Source organism: Candidatus Mycobacterium wuenschmannii (assembly GCF_030252325.1).
Lineage (GTDB): Bacteria > Actinomycetota > Actinomycetes > Mycobacteriales > Mycobacteriaceae > Mycobacterium > Mycobacterium wuenschmannii.
In genome coordinates, this window is record NZ_CP126981.1 from 149959 (window position 1) to 171173 (window position 21215).

Sequence of the window (21215 nt, forward strand, 5' to 3'; positions counted from 1 at the left end):
GTTAAATGGAGACCTCTCCACAAATCCTAAAGGAGCACCGTGCGATACATCAAGCTTGGAAGCACTGGCCTCGACGTCTCACCGATCGCCATCGGCGCCATGACGTACGGCGACCCTAACCGTGGCCACCCGGTCTGGTCGCTCGACGAGGAGGCCAGCCGCCCACTCATTCGCCACGCCCTCGAGGCCGGCATCAATTTCTTCGACACCGCCAACATGTATTCCTACGGCTCCAGTGAAGAAATCCTGGGTCGCGCGCTCGCCGACTTCGCCGTTCGCGACGACGTTGTAATTGCCACCAAGCTGCGCCACCCGATGCGTTCGGGGCCGAACAGCGCGGGCCTGTCCCGCAAGGCGATCATGGCCGAGGTCGAGCACAGCCTGCGACGGCTCGGCACTGACTACATCGACCTCTACCAAGCCCACCGCAACGATCACGGCACGCCACTGGAGGAGACGCTCGAAGCGCTGCACGATCTGGTCAAGGCCGGCAAGGTCCGCTACCTCGGTGCCTCGTCGATGCCGGCGTGGGAGTTCGCCAAGGCGCTGCACCTCCAACAGAACCACGGCTGGGCACGTTTCGCGTCGATGCAGAATCACTACAACCTGCTGGCCCGTGAAGAGGAGCGCGAGATGATTCCGCTCTGCCTCGACGAAGGGGTCAGCACGATCGTGTGGAGTCCGCTGGCTCGCGGCCGGTTGGCCCGCGCCTGGGACGATGCGAAGTCGACCGCGCGCGCCGAGACCGACGGGGCCTTCGCCGACATGCTTTACTCGCCGGCGGGGGAGCAGGCCAACCGCGACATCATCGACGCCGTCGGCGCTATCGCGGAGCGTCGCGGCGTCTCGCGGGCCCAGATCGCCCTGGCGTGGCTACGCCATCAGCCTGTCGTCGCGGCACCGCTCGTCGGCGCCAACACCACCGCTCAGATCGACGACGCGGTCGCGTCACTGGACATCACACTGACGTCCGATGAAGTCCACTCGCTGGAACGGCCGTACACCCCGCGGTACGACTTCCAGGGCATCTCCGACGAGGCTGTCGCCCAACGGATCCGGGACCGGATTCCGGGCTTCGTCAACGCCTGACGGAGGCGGCGCCGCAGCCTCGTCGGCGAGAAGTTAACGGTGCAAAAAAACTGACCTGCTGAACCTCATCGCCGAGGCCACGCTCGCCTCAGTGGAACTGTCGGAATCAGCCCGCTAAAAGCGCTGCGCAGCAAGTTGATTCGCTGACGCAACGACTCGTCGTCGATGCGGGCGTCCCGCCATCGCGGCGCGAGTCGGCCCGCATGTCCCTAGCGGGTCGCCGGACTCCCGATTCGAGCAGTGCCTCGACGTGTTGATCGCCGGGCTCAGCGGCCGAGCTTGTTAGCGGCGTAGTCGGCCGCCTGATCCGTCATGCCGTTGGTCTTGTAGGCGCTGTGGGCGGCCCGGCTGAATCCCTCGCCCGAGGAACACACCGGGTCCTGCGGGGTGCAGAGTTCCAGCGTCTTGCCCGCGTACAGCGGGCCGATGGCAATCGGCGGAGCGTCGCGGTCGACCAGGTTGAGGAACCCGGCGGAGGGCTTGCCGAACAGGGTGACCGCGGCGACGTGCGAGGCGACGTTGGGTGGCAACGGCCCGGAGATGCCCGCCGGCAGGGTGTAGCCGGGTGGGACGGTGTCCGAGGTGATGTAACCGGCGATCGCGGCGCCCTGTGAGTAGCCGCCAAGCACGATCTTGCTGGCGGGGCAGGTGTTTACGGTGTCCATGACCCGGTTGGCGGCGTCGGCGACTCCGTCGGCCGCCTGAGAGAAGTTCAGCGACGCAGGGTAATTCACGCCGTAGACGTCGACCGAGCGGCCGCCGAGACGCCCGGTGAGGGCATCGGCGAATTCCTGGCCGACGGTCCCGGGACCGGGGGGCTCGAGGGTGCCGCGGGCGAAGATGACCTCGACGTCGGCGCACTGTCCGTCGGCGGCAGCCTTGCTGATCGCAGGCGTGGTCACGGCCGCGGCGTACAGCAGGGTCAGAACGGCCGCCCACTGAAGCAGCTTGGTCATCGACTGCGCACACCATGCCAGTGGCGAAATGCCAGAGCCGGTCGAGTAATGCACGGTGGGGCCTTTCGTTAAAGCGAGGTCGCGATTTTTGCAGCGTATGTGGTGGAAGACTCCACCGCAGCGTGGACTTCGGCGTCGATGCCAATGGTCATCTTGATATCCCGTAGTCACGCTGGTCAAACTCAGCTCCTATCAACGCCACGGCCGGCCGGGTTCATTCCGGCTGTGTTTGCCGTCCGGAAAACTGCGGGTGACACGTGGTGGTTTTCGTTCGTCGACACGGCAATAAATCGCAGTTCAGATCCCTCTTTTCAAGATCGGCGTAGATGCGTCCGCCGTCGATTAGGTTTTCGGTCGTATCCGCAATACGCTTGCGCGCGGTTAGTTCTCGACTTCAGAAAGCGGCCATGCCCATTCAGTCCGTGCTGGTGCGCCCCCGACAGGTGCGCAGCGCCCAGCGATTTACGTCCCGCGTCACAAGCCCGACGGTCGGCCAGTGCTTCGACATCGAAGTCACTCGCGACGCCGACGGCTGGATGATCCAGATCCCCGAAATCGGCCGAGCGACCCGCGCCACCCGTCGCGCAGCGGTCGAGCTTGCGGCGCGAGAGTGCATCGCGATGTGGACCGGGATCCCGATCGGTTACGTTGCCGTCCACGTCGACAGCGAGCTCGGCTAGCCGCTGGCCCGGTAGTGGCCGAGGTGTGTCACGCGCGTGACCTCAGCGCGACGGTGACCAGAAATGCTCATCACCATGACGGTGCTCGCGGTGTTCGCCGCCTTGGTGCTGGCGGCGTCCGCCGGCTATGTCTGTGGACGGCGCGCAGCGTCGGCCCCGGCGACCTGGAGGCGGCGCACCAGCCGGGTCGCGTTGAGCAGGCGGGCCGTCGATCTGCTGGTCCTGGTTGCCGTGCGTCGGATTCGCCTGAGAATGCTCGCATCGCTCGGTCTGCGTCGGAGTAGCGTCACGCGGATGTGGGTGAGGCGCTGGCATGTCAACGCTTGAGGGCAAAATCGTCTTCGTCACCGGTGCATCGTCGGGCTTGGGTGCGGCGACGGCCCGACTGTTATCCCGCCAGGGCGCAACGGTTTTCGGCGTCGGTCGAGACGCCGAACGGTTGGCCGAGGTGTTCGCCGAGATCGACCGCGGCACCCACGCATCGGTGGACATCTCATCGGCGCAAGCATGCCGCGACGCGATCGCGCAGTGCGCAGCCGAGTGGGGCGGCCTGGACGTCTTGGTCAATATCGCTGGGCGACACCAGATGCGCCGCACCGAGTCGATGACCGACGACGACTGGGATCAGGATCTCGCGGTCAACCTGAACGGGCCGTTTCACTTGTGTAGGGCGGCCTTGCCGCATCTGCTGGAGCGTGGCGGCAACATCGTCAACGTCAGTTCGATCGCCGGCGTCGAGGGCCAGGCGTATTCGGCCGGGTACTGCGCGGCCAAGCATGGCCTGATCGGCCTCACCCGCGCGCTGGCGGTCGAGTACACCGCGGATCGGTTGCGCGTCAACGCCGTCTGCCCCGGCGGCATGCTGACACCGCAGATCGAGCAGTTCGTCGCACCCGAGAACCCGAACTTCGACCTGATCATGCGGACGGCATCGCCGCGCGGCATCATGCAGCCGCTCGATGTGGCGAACGTGATCGCGTTCTTGGCCAGTGACGCAGCGGCCGCCGTCCACGGCGCCGTCTATCGGGTCGACAACGGCAAGGGCGCCGGCTAAGACCCGACAAACCGGGGTTCCCGCCGCTCGGCCGTGGCGGTCACGCCTTCGACGAAGTCCGCGGTCGCCGCGAGCCGGATCTGCTCGGTCTGCTCGACGGCCGTCGCCGCGCGGACCCGATCCGCAAGATCGCCACGCAGCGTCTGGCGGATCGACGCCACGGCGAGCGGGGCGCTCGCCGCGATCTCGGCGGCGAATGCGTGGGCGCTCGAACGCACGGTGTCGTCCGCGGCCAGTCGATCGCACAGCCCGATGCTGGTCGCTTCGGCACCGGGCACCGCACGTCCCGTGTACAGCAACTCCTGGGCGCGCTGAGCTCCGACGACTGCCGGCAGCGTGACCGTGATGCCGAACCCCTGATGCAGACCCAGGCGACTGAAGTTCGCGACGAATCGAGTCGACGGGCCGGCGACGCGAAAGTCGGCCACCAGGGCGAGCCCGAGGCCACCGCCGACCGCGGCACCCTGCACGGCGGCGACGACCGGGGTGCGCGCGGCGAACAGGCGTGCCGCCTCGTCGTACAGCGATCCGCTCGATCGCTCCACCGTCGGCTGGGTCCCGCTGAGTGCGCCCGGCAGATCCGCGCCTGCACAGAAGTGTCGACCCGACGAACACAGCACGATCGCCCGGGCGTGGGCGTCAGCGTCGAGGCGCTCGAACGTGTCGGCGAGGTCGGCGATCAGCGCGGCATCGAAGTGATTGCGGTCGCCGCGCGCGAATTCGACGGTGGCGACGTGATCGTCGGACACCTCGACGCGGATGTGATGACTCATGAAGGCATTGAACACGGTGCGGCGAATTCGACTGAACCGACCCTTGACCTCAATATTGGTTGATGTTCTAGCGTGATCGACATGGCTCAACCTGCACCAACGTGGCCCACCCACCTCGCATCGCTCGGAGCGCTCCGATTCGCCCGCCGCTCAGCGCATTTCGACGAGACCGTCCGCTTCTACCGCGACCTGGTCGGCCTACCACTCTGCGCGACCTTCGAGGAGAGCTTCGGCAGCACCGGAGCGATCTTCGGCCTACCCGACTCGGCGCTGACCTTCGAGATCGTGGCGGCGACCGAACCCGTCGCGGTCGACCGTCACGAACAGCTCTGCCTGTATTTTCCCGACGCCGAATCTCGACAGCGGGCGACGACCAGACTTGTCGAGTCAGGAGCGAAACCCGTTGACTCGCATCCGTATTGGGCTGCGACGGGGGCATTCACGTTTCTCGACCCGGATGGCCGTGAGGTGGTGTTCGCGCCCTTTGTCTTCGCTGTCAACGAGCCCGCGGAAGGGGTCTCATCGGGCGAGCACTGGACGAGCCCTGCCGACCGGGCGGGGTGAGCCGCGCCGGAGTACCGCTTCTAGTTTGCCGTCGCGAGGCGGTTCAACACCGTCGTCAGTTGCGTTTCGGTATCGCTGGCCAGCTTCTCGAAGACGATCTTCATCAACGGGTTCAGCAGTTTGGCCAGACCCTTCATCGTCAGGTCGGCCCGGTAAGTCAGCGTCGAGCCGGTACCGTGCGCCTCCACTGCGATGGTGTCGGTCGAGATCGACGATTGATTCTCACCGACGAACACCAGCCTTGATTCGGTCAGCTCTTTCAACGTGTAGGTCAATTCCGCGGTGATGCCGAATATCCTGGAAACGTTGTGCCAGGTAGCACCTACGGCGACAGGGCCACTGTCTGTCCGTGTGCACGCTTGAGTGCCCGGGTCCCACTCCGTCGTGTGGGCGAAATCCTTGAGGTAGTCAACGACTTGAGCCTGCGACGGTCGGACGGAAAAGTGACGTGACACGGATGGCATGAAAGTGGTCTACCCGCTCGCGCGAATTCGACGCGGCATGCCGAGCCCAAAAAGCGGAAGACCACCGGGGTCAGGTACACCGGTGGCCGTCCTCTGTGCTGGTCTGTGGGTTACTTCTTGAAGGCGTCCTTCACGTCCTCGACTGCGTCCTTGATGCTGGACTTGGCCTGGTCGAGCTTGCCTTCGGTCTCAGTGCTCTTGTCGTCGGTGGCCTTACCGAGACCCTCTTTGGCCTTGCCGGCAACATCGTCGATCTTGTTGCTGACCTTGTCGTGAAGACCCATGCTCTTCAGCTCCCTCGTTGTCTGAACACCGCGGATTGCGTTGGGGGTCTGTACCCGGCGGTGTTGGCGGCCAAACGCGGTATGCGAGATTGGCACGATGCGGGTCGCAATCCTCGACGATTACCAGGATGTGGCGCTGACCATGGCCGATTGGTCGCCGGTGGCCGAACGCGCGGCGATCACCGTGTTCAACGACCATGTCGCCGACCCGGACGCCCTGGTGCAACGCCTCGCTCCGTTCGACGTGATCTGCGTGATGCGCGAACGCACACCGCTGCCGCGGGCCGTCATCGAGCGGCTGCCCCGGCTGAAGATGATCGCCTCGACCGGGCCGTTCAACGCCTCGATCGACACGGACGCCGCCAAGGAACGTGGGATCTACGTCAGCGGCACGGGCGGGTACGTCGAGTCGACGATCGAACTCACCTGGGCGTTGATACTGACGACCGCGCGCCGGATCGGCGACGAAGCCGCTTCGGTGCGCGGCGGCGGCTGGCAGACATCGGTCGGCCTGCAACTCGGCGGCAGCGTGTTGGGCGTGCTGGGGCTCGGCCGCATCGGCAGCCGCGTCGCGCAGGTCGGCAAGGCGTTCGGCATGGACGTCATCGCGTGGAGCACCAACCTGACCCCCGAGGCCGCCGAAGAGGCCGGCGCGACCTACGTCTCGAAGGAGGAGCTGTTCAGCCGCGCCGACGTGCTGACGATCCACCTCAAGCTCAGCGAACGCTCGCACCGGCTGGTCGGCGCCGACGAGCTCGCGTTGATGAAGTCGACGGCGTTGCTAGTCAACACCTCTCGCGGACCGATTGTCGACGAGGCAGCGCTCGTCGAGGCGTTGCGGTCGCGGCGCATCGCCGGCGCCGGCCTCGACGTGTTCGACACCGAGCCGTTGCCGGCCGGGCACCCGTTGCGGACGTTGGACAACGTCGTCGCCACTCCGCACATCGGCTACGTGGCCGAACAGGTCTACCGCGTCTTCTACGGGGACTCCGTCGCCAAGATCGCCCGGTGGCTGAGTCAGCACGGCTGACTTCGCCGCGCGACGACGATCCCACCACGAATCGAGCAGGCTCATCGCCGCCGACACCAGCGCGGCGAGCGCCCAGCCGAGCAGGATGTCGACGGCGAAGTGTTCGGCGGAGTACACCAGCACGAACGCCATCGCCAGCGGATAGGCGATCAGTAATGGACGCCAACCGCGCCTGACCCGACGCCACAGGAACATCGAGATCATCGCGGTCACCGCTGCGTGCAGCGAGGGGATCGCCGCGACCAGGTTCACGCTCGCCTGGCCGGAGTCGAGCAACGCCCCGGCCGACTGGAGGTGCAGCGTGCCCCAACCGCGGGTGGAGATCCGTTCCACGAACTGGTGGGCGCCGGGCTGGCTCGTCCGCATGGCGCCGAGCAGACCGCCGTCGGCGACGCCGGCGGGACCATGGAACATGCATGGCGGGTTTGACGGACCACCGGTGACGTCGGCGGCGGTGCAACTCGCGGCCGCCCACGGTGGTGCGGCGGGTAGCACCACATAGACGACGAGGGCGGCGAAGGACAGCGCGACGAATCGCCGGACGAACGCCGCCCATTCGGTCCGGTTGCGCAACCACAGCACGCCTGCGACCACGTACGGCAGCACAAAGAACGACATGTAGATGCTGCTGATGAGCACTTCCCACCACGGCGGTTGTGCCAGCTTGATGTGCTCCTGCAGCCACACCGTAGGAACCGTGCCGAAGAACAGCCACCGGTCGGCCGCGGGCTGGAACTGCCACAGCGTCGGGGCGCCGAGCATGTCCGCCGCGCCCCGGCTGAGGTCGTAAAGCACCAGAACGAGCGCGAACGGCAGCCAGTCGCGGACCACCGCGAACACTTTGTGCCCGCGGCCGATGCTCGCGGCGATCAGTCCGGTGGCGATGTAGAGCAGTAGCAGTTGGCGGTCGAATGCCAACCCCTCGGTGACGGTCCGGTAGGCGACCACCGTCGCCCAGCCGACGATGGCGGTCCGCCGCGCGAGCGTGAGCAGGCGCTCACGACGCGCGCGGCCGGCGTGCTGCGGCTGCGGTGCTACGGCGGCCTGTCGCGGGGACAGGCGAATCCGTCGGGCGGTGGTTACTGACACCAGCCCGACCTTATTCGTTGCCCGCCGTATTCCATCCGTTCATTGTCGCCGCGATAGCTGTTTCGGCGGACAGATCGGCGAAAGACGCTGTCGGCGAGTGGTTTTCCCGCTGGTTATGAAGGTTCTAGCGGGTGCCTAGGCGGCACCTGTGAATTCGCTGCCGGTTATCGGATTCAGTGGTCGAGATGTAGGAGTGCCAACCACTGGCGCTGCATACCGCGTTCACCCGCGGTGGCGATCATGCCGGACGGGGCGAACATCTTCGACGGTACCGGGTCGTCTTCGGACAGCGGCGGCCCGTTGCCGTGAATTGCCTTGACTATCACCGTGATTGCCGCGATCAGCACGATCAGCACCACGGCCGCGAACAGGATCGACAGGGTGCCCTGGATGAAGGTGTTTCTGACGACGTCGGAGATCTGCTCGGGCGTCCTGGCCGATCCGAACGACGTCTTGCCCGCCGCTTCGGCCGCCACGTACTGCGCGTGTTGCGCCCAGTATCCGACGGCGGGATCGGCGGAGAAGATCTTCTGCCACGACGCGGTGAGTGTGACCGTCAGATCCCACACCAACGGCGCGCCGGGGATCCACGCCCACGTGAGGTAACCCTTTTTCACCACGATCACCGTGACGACGGTCAGCGCGATCGCGGCCAGCAGCTGGTTCGCGATACCGAACAGGGGGAAAAGCGTGTTGATTCCGCCCAGCGGATCGGTCACCCCCATCAAGAGGATGCCGCCCCACGCGCCCGCGACGGCGAGGCTGCACAGCCACACGCCCGGTCGCCAGCCCGGGTTCCTCAGCTTGGTCAGCGGTCCGCCGATATTGCCGAGCGCATCGGAGAGCATGAAGCGCGCGACCCTGGTGCCCGCGTCGACGGCGGTGAGGATGAAGAGGGCCTCGAACATGATCGCGAAGTGATACCAGAAGGACTTCAGGTTCGACCCGCCCAGAAACCGTTGCAGCACTTCGGACATCCCGACCGCGAGGGTCGGCGCGCCGCCGGTGCGCGACACGATCGATTTCTCGCCGACGCTGGCGGCGGCCTCGGTGAGTTCGGCCGCTGTTGTCGAAGGTCCTTGCAGACCAAGGTGATTGACGTACGCGGCGGCGGTCGATGCGGTGCCGCCGGTGCGGGCGATCGGCGCATTGAGCGCGAAGTAGAGGTGCTGGTCGAGGATCGATGCGCTGATGAGTGCCATCACCGCGACAAACGACTCGGTCAGCATGCCGCCATAGCCGATGAGCCGCATCTGGCTCTCCTTTTCGAGCAACTTCGGAGTGGTGCCCGATGAGATCAGCGCATGGAATCCCGACAGCGCGCCGCACGCGATCGTGATGAACAGGAACGGAAACAGCGATCCGGAAAACACCGGTCCGCCACCGTGACCGGCGAAGTGGGACACCGCGGGCGCGTGCATGACCGGGTGGGCGACGCAGATGCCGACCGCCAGCAGGGCGATCGCGCCGACCTTCATGAACGTCGAGAGGTAATCGCGGGGAGCGAGGAGTAACCACACCGGCAGCACGGATGCGACAAACCCGTAGCCGACGATCAGCCAGGACACCGTCACCGGCGACAGGTTCAACCACGAAGCGCCCCAAGCCGTTTCGCTGACGTAGCGGCCGGATGCCACTGCGGCCATCAGCAGCACAAAGCCGATCACGGACACTTCGGTGACCCGTCCGGGACGCAGGAACCGCAGGTAGCACCCCATGAACACTGCGATCGGAATGGTCATCGCGATGGAGAACACGCCCCAGGGGCTTTCGGCCAGTCCGCGCACCACCACCAGGGCGAGCACCGCGATGATGATCACCATGATCACGAACGCCCCGACCAGGGCGGCCGCGCCACCGGTCGCACCGAGTTCGTCGCGGGCCATCTGACCGAGTGAGCGCCCGCGGCGGCGAGTCGAGATCCACAGCACCAGGTAGTCCTGCACCGCTCCGGCGAACACCGCGCCGACGACGATCCAGATGATGCTCGGCAGATAACCCATCTGGGTGGCCAGGACCGGTCCGACGAGCGGCCCGGCGCCGGCGATCGCGGCGAAATGGTGGCCGAAGAGCACCCGCCGGTCGGTCGGCACGTAGTCAGTGCCGTCGTCGAAAACCTCTGCGGGCGTGGCATGGTCGTCGCGCGGTCGGACCACCTTGGTCTCGATCAATCGCGCGTAGAACCGGTATCCGATCACGTACGTGCAGATCGCCGCGACGACGAACCAGACCGCGTTGACGGACTCGCCGCGCACGAACGCGATCATCGCCCAGGCCGCTGCGCCGACGACGGCGATCAGGCCGAAGAGGATCTTGTGGCGGGTGCCGATCGGTGAGCGGTCGATGATCGCCACCGGCGGCAGGTCGGCATCGGTGTGGACGTAGCTCAGGTGATCGTTGTCGACGTCGGGCGTGGGCTGCGGTGTTGCTACCACTGCGTCTCCTGTCGTGGGGACACGCCGGATTGGGCGCTCGCAGCTTAGCCCGCGTACATGTCTCGCACGGTGTCGATTGTGTCGGCTTCCGCGGGCCCCTTGTCGTCGCGGTAGCGCAGCACCCGGGCGAACCGCAGCGCCAGGCCGCCGGGGTAGCGCGTCGACTTCTGCACCCCGTCGAGCGCGATTTCGACCACCTGTTCCGGCCGCACCGGCACGACGTAGCCGTCGGTGCCGTCGACGGCCAGCTCCGAGAACCGCGCCGTCTGCCACTCGAGCATCGCGTCGGTCATGCCCTTGAACGTCTTGCCCACCATGACGAGGTCGCCGCTGGCCGGGTCGCGCGCGCCGAGATGGATGTTGGACAGCTTGCCCTGTCGCCGTCCCGAACCCCACTCTACGGCGAGCACCACGAGATCCAGGGTGTGTACGGGTTTGACCTTGAGCCAGCCCGCCCCGCGCCGGCCCGCCTCGTAGGGTGCGGTCAGCGACTTGGCCATCACACCTTCGTGACCGGCTGCCAGTGTCGCCCTCAGAAACTCCTCTGCCGCAACGGGATCCGATGTGACCAAGCGGTCGACTCGGTTCTGCCGGGGCACGATCGCGTCGAGCGCCGCGGCCCGCTCGCTGGTCGGCGCGTCGAGCAGGTCGTCGCCGTCGCGGTGCAGGATGTCGAAGAAGAACACCGACAGCGGTTGCGCGGTGCGGGCGGCCGCGACGTCGACCGAGCGGCCGAACCGCGACCCGGTGACCTGGAACGGATACGGCCGTCCGTCCGGACGCAGCGCGATGGCCTCGCCGTCGGCGATCAGGTCGCGGACCGGCAACGCCAGCGTCGCCTCGACCACCTCGGGCAGTCGGGCGGTGACGTCGTCGAGGCTCCGGGTGTACACGGTGACCTCGCCGCCGCAGCGGTGGATCTGCACGCGGGCGCCATCCAGCTTCGCCTCGAAAACGCCCTTGCCGCCTAGCTTTTCGAGGGCCTCGCTGACGCCGGCCGCGGTTTGCGCCAGCATCGGCCCGACGGGGCGCCCGACCCGCAGGGTGAACTCGTCCAGCGCCGCGATCCCGCCGCTCAGTCCCGCCGCCGCGACCGCGGGCAGGGCGCCGCCCAGCATCGCCGCGCGGCGCACGGCCGCGGCCGGCACGCCCGCCGCCGCGGCCACCGCGTCGGCCATCACGCCGATCAGCGCGCCCTGTCGCAGCTCGCCGGTCAGCAGGCGGCGCAGGAACGTCTGCTCGACTTCGGTTGCCGCCGAGAATAATTGGGCGAGTAGCTCGGCGCGCCTGGCCTGCGAACCCTTTCCCGACACCGCGCCGATGGCCGAGAGGGCGGCGTCGACGCCGTCAACGGTCAGACTGGCCGAGGCCGTGGGCGGCGGGATGGACCGCAGCGCTGCCCAACCCACACCGATCTGGCGCTGTGGCAGCTCGCCGGACAACCAGGCGACGACGATCGCCGCCAGGGCGGGTTCGGACGTGGCCTGGGCGAGCAACTCGGCAATCCGCGCGGTCTTGGCCTTCCGCGACGCCGAGCCGCCCACCTCGGTGGAAGCGGTCGCGACGTCGATCAGCAGCACAACCCACCTTTACATGCCTGACCGACAACGTCATGCGTCACCGCGATAACGTGCAGCTAACCTGCGGGCGCTGCCCCGGACAAACAAGGAGGTTTGGATGGAGATCAACGGCAAGAAGGTCATCGTGATCGGCGGTGCCTCGGGCATGGGCCGCGCGAGCGCCGAGCTGCTGCACGCCCGCGGTGCCAGCGTGGCGATTTTCGACCGGGAGGGCTCGGACGGCAAGGAGGTGGCGGCCGGCATCGGCGGCGACTTCTACCCGGTCGACGTCACCGACTTCGCCGCCACCGAGGAGACCCTCAAGACGGCCGCCGAGAAGCTCGGCGGGCTGCACGTCACGGTCACCACCGCGGGCGGCGGCATCGGCAAGCGGACCATCTCGAAGACCGGTCCGCACGACCTCGAGTCCTTCCAGCAGACCATCGATCTCAACCTGATCGCCACGTTCAACATCAGCCGGATCGCCGCGCACCTGATGAGCCAGAACGAGCCCGAGGACGAGGAGCGCGGCGTCATCATCAACACCGCCTCGATCGCCGCGTTCGAAGGCCAGATCGGGCAGGTCGCCTACACCGCTGCCAAGGCTGGGATCGCGGGAATGTGCCTGACCATGGCCCGTGACCTGGGGTCGGTGGGCGTCCGCGTGCTGGCGATCGCACCGAGCCTGTTCGCGACCGGGCTCACCAAGGGCATCCCGGACGAATTCGCAACGGCGCTGACCAAAGACGCGGCGTTCCCGAAGCGGCTGGGCCGCCCGGAGGAGTACGCCAAGCTGGTGGCCGCGATCGTCGACAACCCGATGCTGAACGGCCAGTGCCTGCGGCTCGACGCCGGCCAGCGCTTCGCCCCGAAGTGATGCGCTAGCGACGACGCCTCCCGACCGACCACCCGGTTGGGAGGCGTTCCGCATTTAAGTACACTCTTTCCAAACCGGCCAATGGCGTCCTAGAGGAAGGCCCTGTCATGGGTATCGCACTGACCGACGATCATCGCGAACTCGCCGACGTAGCCCGCGGGTTCCTCACGTCGCAGAAGGTCCGCGCGGCGGCGCGGGCGCTGCTGGACGCACCCGAGGAGAGTCGGCCGCCGTTCTGGCAGGGCATCGTCGAGCTCGGCTGGCTCGGCCTGCACATCGACGAGGAGCACGGCGGCTCGGGGTTCGGGCTGCCGGAACTCGTGGTGGTCATCGATGAACTCGGCCGCGCGGTGGCACCCGGCCCATTCGTGCCGACCGTCATCGCATCGTCGATCATCGCCAAAGACGGTTCCGCGGAACAGAAGTCGCGGCTACTGCCGGGACTGATCGACGGAACTGTCACCGCCGGCATCGGACTGGGCGGCAGTGTCGGCGTCAGCAACGGCGTCGCCGACGGTGATGCCGGCATCGTGCTGGGCGCGGGGCTCGGCGACCTGCTGCTGATCGCGGCCGGCGATGACGTGCTGCTGATCGAGCGCGACCGGTCGGGCGTCTCGATCGAGGTGCCGGAAAACTTGGACCCGACCCGTCGCTCGGGGCGGGTGAAGCTGGTAAAGGTCAGCGTCGGCGACGACGACATCCTGTCCGGCGCCCACGATTCGGCGCTGGCGCGCGCCCGGACGCTGCTCGCCGCCGAGGCGGTCGGGGGAGCGGCGGACTGCGTCGACTCCGCGGTCGACTACGCCAAGGTGCGTCAGCAGTTCGGCCGCACCATCGCCACCTTCCAGGCGATCAAGCACCACTGCGCCAACATGCTCGTCGCCTCGGAATCGGGCATCGCCTCGGTGTGGGACGCATCGCGGGCCGAGTCCGAAGACGAGGAACAGTTCCGGCTTGCCGCGGCTTCGGCTGCGGCACTGGCATTTCCAGCGTATGCGCGCAATGCGGAATTGAACATTCAGGTACACGGCGGTATCGGTTTCACCTGGGAGCACGACGCGCACTTCCACCTGCGCCGCGCGCTGGTCACGACGGCGCTGTTCGGCGGCGACGCGCCCGCCGAGGACGTCTTCGACCGCACCTCCGCCGGTGTCACCCGGGAGAACAGCCTGGACCTACCGCCCGAGGCCGAGGAGATGCGGGCGCGGATCCACACGGAGGTCGCCGAGTTCGCCGGTCTGGAAAAGCAGGCGCAGCGCGACAAGCTGATCGAGACCGGTTACGTGATGCCCCACTGGCCCAAGCCGTGGGGCCTGGCCGCAGATCCGGTGGAGCAGCTGGTGATCGAGGAGGAGTTCCGCGCCGCGAACATCAAGCGCACCGACTACGGCATCACCGCCTGGGTGATCCTGACCCTGGTGCAGCACGGAACACCCTGGCAGATCGAGCGATTCGTCGAGAAGGCGCTGCGCAAGGACGAAATCTGGTGCCAGCTGTTCTCCGAGCCCGAAGCCGGTTCGGACGCGGCGTCGATCAAGACCAAGGCCACCCGGGTGGATGGCGGCTGGAAGATCAACGGCCAGAAGGTCTGGACCAGCGGGGCGCACTACTGCGCGCGCGGTCTCGCCACCGTACGCACCGACCCCGATGCGCCCAAGCACGCCGGCATCACCACGGTGATCGTCGACATGAACGCCCCCGAGGTCGAGGTGCGGCCGCTGCGTCAGATCACCGGCGGATCGGACTTCAACGAGGTCTTCTTCAACGACCTGTTCGTGCCCGATGAGGACGTGGTCGGCGAGCCCAACACGGGATGGACGGTGGCGCGGGCGACGCTGGGCAATGAGCGAGTGAGCATCGGCGGCAGCGGGTCCTTCTACGCGGGTCTGGCCACCCAGCTGGTCGAGCAGGTCAAGGCGCAGCCAGATCGGTTGTCGGGTGGGCGAACTCGGGTGGGGGTCTACCTGGCCGAGGAGAACGCCCTGCGGCTGCTGAACCTACGTCGGGTCGCGCGCAGCGTGGAGGGCGCGGGCCCGGGGCCGGAAGGCAACGTCACCAAACTCAAACTGGCCGACCACATGGTGGAGGGCGGTGCGATCTCCGCGGCGCTGGCCGGACCGGAGACCGCGCTGTACGACGGGGCCGGCGCTTTGGCGGGCCGGCTGGTGATGAGCGCCCGGGCGATGGCCATCGCCGGCGGCACTTCGGAAGTGACCCGTAACCAGATCGCCGAGCGGATTCTCGGGATGCCGCGCGACCCGCTGATCAACTAGGCCTCGCCGCAGCGCTACGCTCGGCGACGGATCAGGCCGGGGCGAATTGGGGCGCGCCGCCGGGGCCTGGCTCCGGCAATACTTCGACCCGCATCCCGCATCTCACCGAATCGGGTTCGCAGTCAACAATATTGGCCGCAACCTTGAGCCCGTCCTGCTCGGCGAGTTCGACCAGAGCGATGACGTATGGCGTCGGGATCTCGGGGTTGAAGGCGTGGTAGTTGATCGTGTAGGTGAACACGCTGCCCTGCCCGGAGACCGGCTTGGCCTGTAACGCGCCGCCGCAGTCCCGGCAGGTGTCGGCCGCGGGATGGACCCAGTGTGCGCAGTTCTCGCAGTGCTCGATCTGCAGCTGAGAGGTCGCCTCGGTGGACACGGGCAATACAGTACACTCAATTGCCTTGGGCTGGTGAGCAGCGGGTTGGTCTAACGGACGGCGCAGATGAGCTACTTCGAAAAAGACGCGATCATTTCCGGCATCGGTATCTCCCGAATCGGCCGTCGCACCGGCATTCCCGGGCTCGAGCTGACAATGGAGTCGGTGCACGAGGCCATCGAGGACGCCGGCCTGACGCCGAGTGATATCGACGGGATCGCCACCCTCGGTGACACTCCCGCCGCCGAGGTCAACGCCGAACTGGGTATCCAAGCGGGCGACTGCGGGACGGGCTTCAATCACGGCGGTCTGCTGAATCCGGTGATCTCCGCGTGCCGCGCGGTCTCCGAGGGCCACGCGCGACACGTCCTCGTTTATCGGACGATCCAGATGCTGGGCGGCACGGTCCCGGTGAAGCCGGACGAGAATGCCGAACCACCGCCGATGGCAAAGATGTTCGATCCCGTCGAGGGTGAGATTCCGCCCATTGTCGGGCCCATGGACGACGTTCAGGATCTTGTTGCCGCCCAAGCGTATTCGGCGGCGAATTGGCTGGCGCTGGTATGCCGTCGGCACATGGAGCTGTACGGCACCACCAAGGAACAGCTGGGCTGGCTGGCGGTCAACAGCCGGCGTAACGCCGCGCTGAATCCCCGCGCGGTGTATCGCGATCCGATGACGATGGACGACTACCTGGCCGCGCGGCCGGTGTCGCTGCCGTTGGGGTTGCTCGACTGCGACGTGCCGATCGACGGCTCGGTCGCGCTGGTTGTTTCCTCCGCCGAGTACGCCAAGGACTGTCCGCACCGGGCCGTCAAGGTCGAGGCGGTCGGTGGCAGCAACGGCGCGGGCGGCTGGTTCCACCGCGCCGACTACCCGAAGATGGCGTCCGCCGATGCCGCCGCGCAGATGTGGTCACGCACCAACCTGACGCCGGCCGACCTGCAACTCGCGGAACTTTACGACGGGTTCACCTTCCTCACTTTCGCGTGGCTGGAAGCGCTGGGCATCTGCGGTGACGGCGAAGCCGGACCGTTCGTCGAGGGTGCGGAGCGGATCGCACTGAACGGTGCGCTACCGCTGAACACCTACGGCGGCCAACTCTCGGCGGGACGGATGCACGGCTATTGGCTGCTGCACGAGACCTGTCTGCAGTTGCGTGGCGAGGCGGGGGAGCGGCAGGTGACGCGTCGTCCCGAGGTCGCTGTCGCCGCGGTCGGCGGTGGACCGATCGCCGGATGCATGTTGTTCACATGCTGAATCCGGTTGTGTGAGAGCTCCATCGAGCTCTCCTGCGCACGCCGGAGCCGACAAGCGGGCGTCCCAGATCGCCCGTCTGATGGAGGCCGACGTCATCCGCCGAGGCTGGCCGGTCGGGGAGTCGCTCGGCTCGGAGCAGTCACTGCAGGAGCGCTACCAGGTGAGCCGCTCGGTGCTGCGGGAAGCCGTTCGGCTCGTCGAGCATCATCGGGTCGCGCAGATGCGGCGCGGGCCCAACGGCGGCCTGCTGATTTGCGAACCGGACGCCGCTCCGGCCACCCACGCGATCATCATCTACCTGGAGTACCTGGGCATCACCATCGGCGATCTGCTCGACGCCCGGCTGCTGCTGGAGCCGCTGGCGGCGTCGCGGGCCGCGCAGCTCATCGATGAATCGGGCATCGAGCGGTTGCGGGAGGTGGTTCGTACCGAGCACCGGCAGCCCGGTCCGCCCAGCGACGAATTCCACGCGGCCCTAGCGGAGCAATCGAAAAACCCGGTGCTGCAACTGTTTATCGACATCCTGATGCGGCTGACCGTCCGGTACGCGCAAGACTCGCGACTCGACTCGGCCCACGACGCGTTCGAGGCGATCGAGCACCGGCACCGCGACCACTCGGCCATCGTCGCGGCCGTCACCGCCGGGGATGCGGCCCGCGCCATGACGCTCAGCGAGCAGCACGCGGCGTCGGTGACCAAGTGGCTGCAGGATCACCACCGGCCCCGCGCACGTCGACGTCGTGTGAATCATGAAGCGCCGCAAGGCAAGCTGGCCGAGGTATTGGCCGCTGCCATTCGCGACGACATCGCCAGCAGCGGCTGGCCGGTGGGAGAGGTGTTCGGCAGCGAGGTGGCGCTGCTGGAGCGCTATCAGGTCAGCCGCGCCGTGTTGCGGGAAGCGGTGCGGCTCCTGGAGTATCACGCCGTCGCCACCACCCGGCGCGGGCCCGGCGGCGGGCTGGTGGTTGCCGAACCCCAGGCGCAGGCCAGCATCGACACCATCGCGCTGTATCTCCAGTACCGCCGCCCCCGCCGCGAGGACCTGACCCTCATCCGCGACGCCATCGAGATCGACAACGTGGCCAAGGTCGTCGCCCGCCACGACGAGCCGGAGGTTCGCGACTTCCTGGACAGGCAACGGCGGACGATCGAGGCCGCCGGCGACGACCCCGGCAAGGCCGGTGTCGAGGAATTCCTGTTCCACGCCGGGCTGGCCACGCTGGCCGGCAACGCCGTGCTGGAGCTGTTCCTGCGCATCCTTGTCGAGGTCTTCCGCCGCTATTGGGCGAGCACCGACCAGCCGGTTCCCAGCCATGGCGACTTGGTCGAAGTGCGGCGCGCCCACCTGCGCATCGTCGAGGCGATCGGCCGGGGTGACGACAGCCTGGCGCGACACCGCATCCGCCGTCATCTGGACGCCGCCGCCTCCTGGTGGCTGTAAAAGAGGTTGCAGCGCCCGCCCGGCAGCGTCTACCCTCGGCGACGTGCAACATCGTCTCGTAGTAGCCAGCACCCGCAGCGGGGTCTGATCCAGACCGACCCCCCGCTGTGGGTCGGAAGCTACTACCCGTCGGTCACTCCTTCAGACCAGAGAAGACGACCGGCACATGACCATCACCTTCGCTTCACCCGAATCTCCGACGCTGCTCTTCGACGGTGTTCCGTTGCCGCGCGGGCTTCGCGAAGACGCCGACACCATGTCGTGGAGCACCTTCACCGCCACCTATGCACCGAGCGGTGGACCGCTGCGCTTACGTCACTGGGCTTGCGCCGACGACGGCCGGCCCGCCACCCGGCTCGGACCACGCACGTTTCAGGCAACCCTGGCGCTCGGTGACCGCATCGAAACCGCGACGGCCACCGCGAACGGCCCGGTCGCCGCGCTCACCGCGATGCTGCACGAGCGCGGGGTTGCGGTCGAGATGCTGAAGTTCCATCAGCTGCAGTCCGACGACACCACCGCGACGTTCATCCGCGGCACCGACGGCTGCCGCGCCGAGTGGGCGATGGGCCACGCTGCCGACCCGACGCAGTCCGCCCTGTCGGCCGTCATCGCCTGCGCGAACCGGCTGTACTCGACGAGCCGCTGACCGCGAGCGTCGACTTTTCGGCCTCGAGACCGCTTCTCTGCCACAACAAGTCGACGTTCGGAGCGCAGAACTAGAGGCGACGAAGCACGATCGGCATGCCGTCCATCGGAATCGGCATGCCGCCGTAGTCCCAGCGTGGCTGGTAACCGGGCCGGGCGAGTTCGAGGCGGTAGCGCCGCAGCAGGCGGTGCAGGATCGTCTTGACCTCGAGGCGGCCGAAGACCATGCCGATGCACTTGTGCGCACCGCCGCCGAACGGCGCGAACGCATACCGGTGCTGCTTGTGCTCGTTACGCGGCTCGAGGAACCGCTCGGGGTCGAACTTCAGCGGGTCGGTCCACAGCTCGGGCAGCCAGTGGTTGGTACCCGGCCAGGTGACGACGTTGGTGCCGGCCGGCAGGTAGTGGCCGAGCAGGTCGGTGTCGCGCACGGTCTGGCGCATGTTGAACGGCAGCGGGGTGACGAGGCGCAGCGACTCGTCCATCACCAGGTCGAGCGTCTCCAGCTTCTCCAATGCCTCGATGTCCAGCGGCCCGTCGCCGAGCCGGTCCGACTCGTCGCGGCAGCGCTCCTGCCACTCCGGGTTAGCGGCCAGGTTGTAGGCCATCGTGGTGGTCGTCGACGTCGAGGTGTCGTGCGCCGCCATCATCAGGAAGATCATGTGATTGACGATGTCGTCGTTGGTGAAGCTGTTGCCGTCCTCGTCCTCGGTGTGACACAGCACCGAGAGCATGTCGGTGCCGTCGACGTTGTGGCGCTGCTCCTTGACCCGCTCGACGAAGTAGTCCTCGAGCACCTTGCGGGCCTGCTTGCCACGCCACCACTTGAACGGTGGAACGCTGGTCCGGATGATCGCTCCGCCGGCTCGGGTGGTGGTGGTGAACGCCTGGTTCACCTTGGTGACCAGGTCATGGTCGGTGCCGGGCTCGTGGCCCATGAAGACCACCGAGGCGATGTCGAGGGTGAGTTCCTTCATCGCCGGGTGGAAAAGGAAGCGGGCGTCGTCGGTCGGGTAGCCGGCTACCACCGACGACGCCACCGCGTCGATGTGGTCGACGTAGCCGGTCAGCCGGCTGCGGGTGAACGCCTCCTGCATGATCCGCCGGTGGTACATGTGCTCGTCGAAGTCGAGCATCATCAGGCCGCGGTTGAAGAACGGCCCGATCACCGGGTGCCAGCCCTTCTGCGAGAACTCCTTGTTGCGGTTGGAGAAGATCGCCTGGGTGGCGTCCGGGCCGATCGCGACGACCGACGGCAGCGCGGCGGATTCGGCGTAGAACACCGGGCCGCGCGTGTTGTAGAGGTGCAGCGGGAAGTTCGGGCCGCCGCGGAACATCTCGATGATGTGGCCCAGCACGGGCAGTCCGCTGTCGCCCATCACCGGCTTCAGGCCGCTGCCGGCCGGCGGCGTGGCCAGTTCGCGCGTGGGCCAGTCGACGTTCAGCAGCCGCTTTTCCAGCATCCCCATGCCGGGGATCGTGTTCACCGTCGGGGTGAAGCGGCGCTTGGCCTGGTCAAGCAGGTATCCGGTGTTGCTGATCGTCGTCATTGACTTCCTTCATCCGGGCGTGCGGCCAACAGCGATCGCGTGTGTGGCAGATGTCACTACCCGACATCTTCTGAGGAAACTTGACGGCTGTCAAGTTTCCTTTTGGGTGTGGCGTAGTGCAAGGTCGTAGGGTGCGCATCGAACAGGGGGTCGACCGGGCGGGCGACGAGGCCCAGGGCGTGCCGGTCCCACGGCGGCGCGGTGATCGACAGCGCCACGCCATCGTTCAGGCGGTCCGCGGGTTGCTCGAGGAGAAGCCGTTCGCCCAGCTCTCGGTGAGCACCATCAGCGATCGCGCGGGCGTGGCCCGGTCGGGCTTCTACTTTTACTTCGACTCGAAATACGCCGTGCTGGCGCAGATCCTGGCCGACGCCACCCACGAACTCGAGGAGCTGACCGAGTACTTCGCGCCGCGCGGAGCCGACGAGACCCCGGCGGCCTTCGCCAGGCGGATGGTCGGCAGCGCGGCGGCGGTCTACGCCCACAACGATCCGGTGATGTCGGCGTGCAACGCGGCCCGCAACACCGACGCCGAGATCCGCGATCTGCTCAACCAACAGGTCGAGGGCGTCGTCCAGCAGATCATCGGCATCGTCGAAGACGAGTTGCGGGCCGGGACCGCCCACCCGATCAGCGACGACATCGCGACGCTGGTTCGCACTCTGTCGGTCACCACCGCGCAGATGCTGTCCGGTGACAGCGCGTACCTGGGCGACGACGGCGACGTGCAACGCGGGGTGCGAGTGCTCGAGGCGCTGTGGCTCAACGCGTTGTGGGGCGGCTCGCTACAGGCCTAGCCCGGTATCGTCACTG

General features: G+C 67.2%; 20 protein-coding genes and 1 pseudogene. 12 read left to right on the forward strand and 9 right to left on the reverse strand.

Features of this window, described 5'->3' with window-relative positions; genetic code table 11:
- Window positions 1–39 precede the first annotated feature (39 nt).
- Window positions 40–1089 carry an aldo/keto reductase gene (locus PT015_RS00790; protein WP_285188126.1) on the forward strand — a complete coding sequence of 350 codons (1050 nt, stop codon included), beginning with the start codon at window positions 40–42 and terminating at the stop codon, window positions 1087–1089.
- A gap of 266 nt (window positions 1090–1355) precedes the next feature.
- Here the strand turns inward: PT015_RS00790 and PT015_RS00795 are convergent, their stop codons facing one another.
- The gene (locus PT015_RS00795; RefSeq protein ID WP_285188127.1) at window positions 1356–2045 is read right to left on the reverse strand and encodes a cutinase family protein; all 690 of its coding nucleotides are present in this window, start codon (window positions 2043–2045) and stop codon (window positions 1356–1358) included.
- 536 nt (window positions 2046–2581) lie between these two features.
- Between PT015_RS00795 and PT015_RS00800 the strand changes: the two genes are divergently transcribed.
- The 3 genes from PT015_RS00800 to PT015_RS00810 all read left to right on the forward strand — a co-directional run bounded on the left by PT015_RS00800 (window position 2582) and on the right by PT015_RS00810 (window position 3779).
- A complete protein-coding gene (locus tag PT015_RS00800; RefSeq protein WP_285190850.1) occupies window positions 2582–2725 on the forward strand; it encodes a long chain fatty acid-CoA synthetase Faa4p in 144 nt (47 codons plus the stop codon).
- A gap of 63 nt (window positions 2726–2788) precedes the next feature.
- Window positions 2789–3052: a hypothetical protein gene (locus tag PT015_RS00805; protein ID WP_285188128.1), complete on the forward strand. Its 264-nt coding sequence runs from the start codon at window positions 2789–2791 to the stop codon at window positions 3050–3052.
- Window positions 3039–3779 carry an SDR family NAD(P)-dependent oxidoreductase gene (locus tag PT015_RS00810; protein ID WP_285188130.1) on the forward strand — a complete coding sequence of 247 codons (741 nt, stop codon included), beginning with the start codon at window positions 3039–3041 and terminating at the stop codon, window positions 3777–3779. Before PT015_RS00805 ends, PT015_RS00810 begins: the two co-directional genes overlap by 14 nt.
- Here the strand turns inward: PT015_RS00810 and PT015_RS00815 are convergent.
- Window positions 3776–4552 carry an enoyl-CoA hydratase/isomerase family protein gene (locus PT015_RS00815; protein ID WP_285188132.1) on the reverse strand — a complete coding sequence of 259 codons (777 nt, stop codon included), beginning with the start codon at window positions 4550–4552 and terminating at the stop codon, window positions 3776–3778. The genes PT015_RS00810 and PT015_RS00815 overlap by 4 nt on opposite strands.
- Window positions 4553–4633: 81 nt before the next feature.
- On the opposite strand from PT015_RS00815, the gene PT015_RS00820 reads away from it, so the two are divergent.
- Entirely contained in the window at window positions 4634–5116 is a 483-nt protein-coding gene (locus PT015_RS00820; protein ID WP_285188134.1) for a VOC family protein, read from the forward strand.
- Window positions 5117–5136: 20 nt separating this feature from the next.
- Here PT015_RS00820 and PT015_RS00825 read toward each other — a convergent pair whose 3' ends face one another.
- The gene (locus PT015_RS00825; RefSeq protein WP_285188135.1) at window positions 5137–5580 is read right to left on the reverse strand and encodes an SRPBCC family protein; all 444 of its coding nucleotides are present in this window, start codon (window positions 5578–5580) and stop codon (window positions 5137–5139) included.
- A gap of 110 nt (window positions 5581–5690) precedes the next feature.
- Window positions 5691–5864, reverse strand: a complete 174-nt coding sequence (locus PT015_RS00830; protein ID WP_285188137.1) for a CsbD family protein — start codon at window positions 5862–5864, stop codon at window positions 5691–5693.
- 97 nt (window positions 5865–5961) lie between these two features.
- On the opposite strand from PT015_RS00830, the gene PT015_RS00835 reads away from it, so the two are divergent.
- Window positions 5962–6894, forward strand: a complete 933-nt coding sequence (locus tag PT015_RS00835) for a D-2-hydroxyacid dehydrogenase family protein (RefSeq protein ID WP_390887908.1) — start codon at window positions 5962–5964, stop codon at window positions 6892–6894.
- On the opposite strand, the pseudogene PT015_RS00840 reads toward PT015_RS00835, so the two are convergent.
- The 3 genes and pseudogenes from PT015_RS00840 to PT015_RS00850 all read right to left on the reverse strand — a co-directional run.
- Window positions 6880–7953: pseudogene (locus PT015_RS00840) on the reverse strand (phosphatase PAP2 family protein); the annotation flags it as partial. The gene PT015_RS00835 and the pseudogene PT015_RS00840 overlap by 15 nt on opposite strands.
- A gap of 203 nt (window positions 7954–8156) precedes the next feature.
- Complete coding sequence (locus PT015_RS00845) at window positions 8157–10418, reverse strand: carbon starvation CstA family protein (RefSeq protein ID WP_285188142.1); 2262 nt, start codon at window positions 10416–10418, stop codon at window positions 8157–8159.
- 44 nt (window positions 10419–10462) lie between these two features.
- Complete coding sequence (locus tag PT015_RS00850; RefSeq protein WP_285188144.1) at window positions 10463–11998, reverse strand: ATP-dependent DNA ligase; 1536 nt, start codon at window positions 11996–11998, stop codon at window positions 10463–10465.
- Between the two features lie 97 nt (window positions 11999–12095).
- Between PT015_RS00850 and PT015_RS00855 the strand changes: the two genes are divergently transcribed.
- Entirely contained in the window at window positions 12096–12854 is a 759-nt protein-coding gene (locus PT015_RS00855; RefSeq protein WP_285188145.1) for an SDR family NAD(P)-dependent oxidoreductase, read from the forward strand.
- 107 nt (window positions 12855–12961) lie between these two features.
- Complete coding sequence (locus PT015_RS00860) at window positions 12962–15127, forward strand: acyl-CoA dehydrogenase (protein ID WP_285188147.1); 2166 nt, start codon at window positions 12962–12964, stop codon at window positions 15125–15127.
- A gap of 31 nt (window positions 15128–15158) precedes the next feature.
- On the opposite strand, the gene PT015_RS00865 is transcribed toward PT015_RS00860, so the two are convergent.
- Complete coding sequence (locus tag PT015_RS00865; protein WP_390887909.1) at window positions 15159–15509, reverse strand: Zn-ribbon domain-containing OB-fold protein; 351 nt, start codon at window positions 15507–15509, stop codon at window positions 15159–15161.
- Window positions 15510–15569: 60 nt separating this feature from the next.
- Between PT015_RS00865 and PT015_RS00870 the strand changes: the two genes are divergently transcribed.
- From PT015_RS00870 to PT015_RS00880, 3 genes are all read left to right on the forward strand, one after another.
- Window positions 15570–16763 carry a thiolase family protein gene (locus PT015_RS00870; RefSeq protein WP_285188150.1) on the forward strand — a complete coding sequence of 398 codons (1194 nt, stop codon included), beginning with the start codon at window positions 15570–15572 and terminating at the stop codon, window positions 16761–16763.
- Window positions 16764–16842: 79 nt separating this feature from the next.
- Window positions 16843–18204, forward strand: coding sequence for a FadR/GntR family transcriptional regulator (locus PT015_RS00875; RefSeq protein ID WP_285190852.1), 1362 nt, complete (start codon window positions 16843–16845; stop codon window positions 18202–18204).
- 166 nt (window positions 18205–18370) lie between these two features.
- Window positions 18371–18853 carry a 2-isopropylmalate synthase gene (locus tag PT015_RS00880; protein ID WP_285188152.1) on the forward strand — a complete coding sequence of 161 codons (483 nt, stop codon included), beginning with the start codon at window positions 18371–18373 and terminating at the stop codon, window positions 18851–18853.
- 70 nt (window positions 18854–18923) lie between these two features.
- Here the strand turns inward: PT015_RS00880 and PT015_RS00885 are convergent, their stop codons facing one another.
- Window positions 18924–20402: a cytochrome P450 gene (locus tag PT015_RS00885; RefSeq protein WP_285188153.1), complete on the reverse strand. Its 1479-nt coding sequence runs from the start codon at window positions 20400–20402 to the stop codon at window positions 18924–18926.
- 137 nt (window positions 20403–20539) lie between these two features.
- On the opposite strand from PT015_RS00885, the gene PT015_RS00890 reads away from it, so the two are divergent.
- Window positions 20540–21199, forward strand: a complete 660-nt coding sequence (locus tag PT015_RS00890) for a TetR/AcrR family transcriptional regulator (RefSeq protein ID WP_285190853.1) — start codon at window positions 20540–20542, stop codon at window positions 21197–21199.
- Window positions 21200–21215: the final 16 nt, after the last annotated feature.

Bases quoted from the DNA above. Each gene is read 5' to 3' on its own strand.
- PT015_RS00870 (WP_285188150.1), top strand. From the start codon at position 15,570: ATGAGCTACTTCGAAAAAGACGCGATCATTTCCGGCATCGGTATCTCC.
- PT015_RS00805 (WP_285188128.1), top strand. From the start codon at position 2,789: ATGCTCATCACCATGACGGTGCTCGCGGTGTTCGCCGCCTTGGTGCTG.
- PT015_RS00815 (WP_285188132.1), bottom strand. From the start codon at position 4,552: ATGAGTCATCACATCCGCGTCGAGGTGTCCGACGATCACGTCGCCACC.
- PT015_RS00810 (WP_285188130.1), top strand. From the start codon at position 3,039: ATGTCAACGCTTGAGGGCAAAATCGTCTTCGTCACCGGTGCATCGTCG.
- PT015_RS00825 (WP_285188135.1), bottom strand. From the start codon at position 5,580: ATGCCATCCGTGTCACGTCACTTTTCCGTCCGACCGTCGCAGGCTCAA.
- PT015_RS00835 (WP_390887908.1), top strand. From the start codon at position 5,962: ATGCGGGTCGCAATCCTCGACGATTACCAGGATGTGGCGCTGACCATG.
- PT015_RS00800 (WP_285190850.1), top strand. From the start codon at position 2,582: ATGATCCAGATCCCCGAAATCGGCCGAGCGACCCGCGCCACCCGTCGC.
- PT015_RS00875 (WP_285190852.1), top strand. From the start codon at position 16,843: ATGGAGGCCGACGTCATCCGCCGAGGCTGGCCGGTCGGGGAGTCGCTC.
- PT015_RS00885 (WP_285188153.1), bottom strand. From the start codon at position 20,402: ATGACGACGATCAGCAACACCGGATACCTGCTTGACCAGGCCAAGCGC.
- PT015_RS00880 (WP_285188152.1), top strand. From the start codon at position 18,371: ATGACCATCACCTTCGCTTCACCCGAATCTCCGACGCTGCTCTTCGAC.
- PT015_RS00820 (WP_285188134.1), top strand. From the start codon at position 4,634: ATGGCTCAACCTGCACCAACGTGGCCCACCCACCTCGCATCGCTCGGA.
- PT015_RS00860 (WP_285188147.1), top strand. From the start codon at position 12,962: ATGGGTATCGCACTGACCGACGATCATCGCGAACTCGCCGACGTAGCC.
- PT015_RS00795 (WP_285188127.1), bottom strand. From the start codon at position 2,045: ATGACCAAGCTGCTTCAGTGGGCGGCCGTTCTGACCCTGCTGTACGCC.
- PT015_RS00830 (WP_285188137.1), bottom strand. From the start codon at position 5,864: ATGGGTCTTCACGACAAGGTCAGCAACAAGATCGACGATGTTGCCGGC.
- PT015_RS00855 (WP_285188145.1), top strand. From the start codon at position 12,096: ATGGAGATCAACGGCAAGAAGGTCATCGTGATCGGCGGTGCCTCGGGC.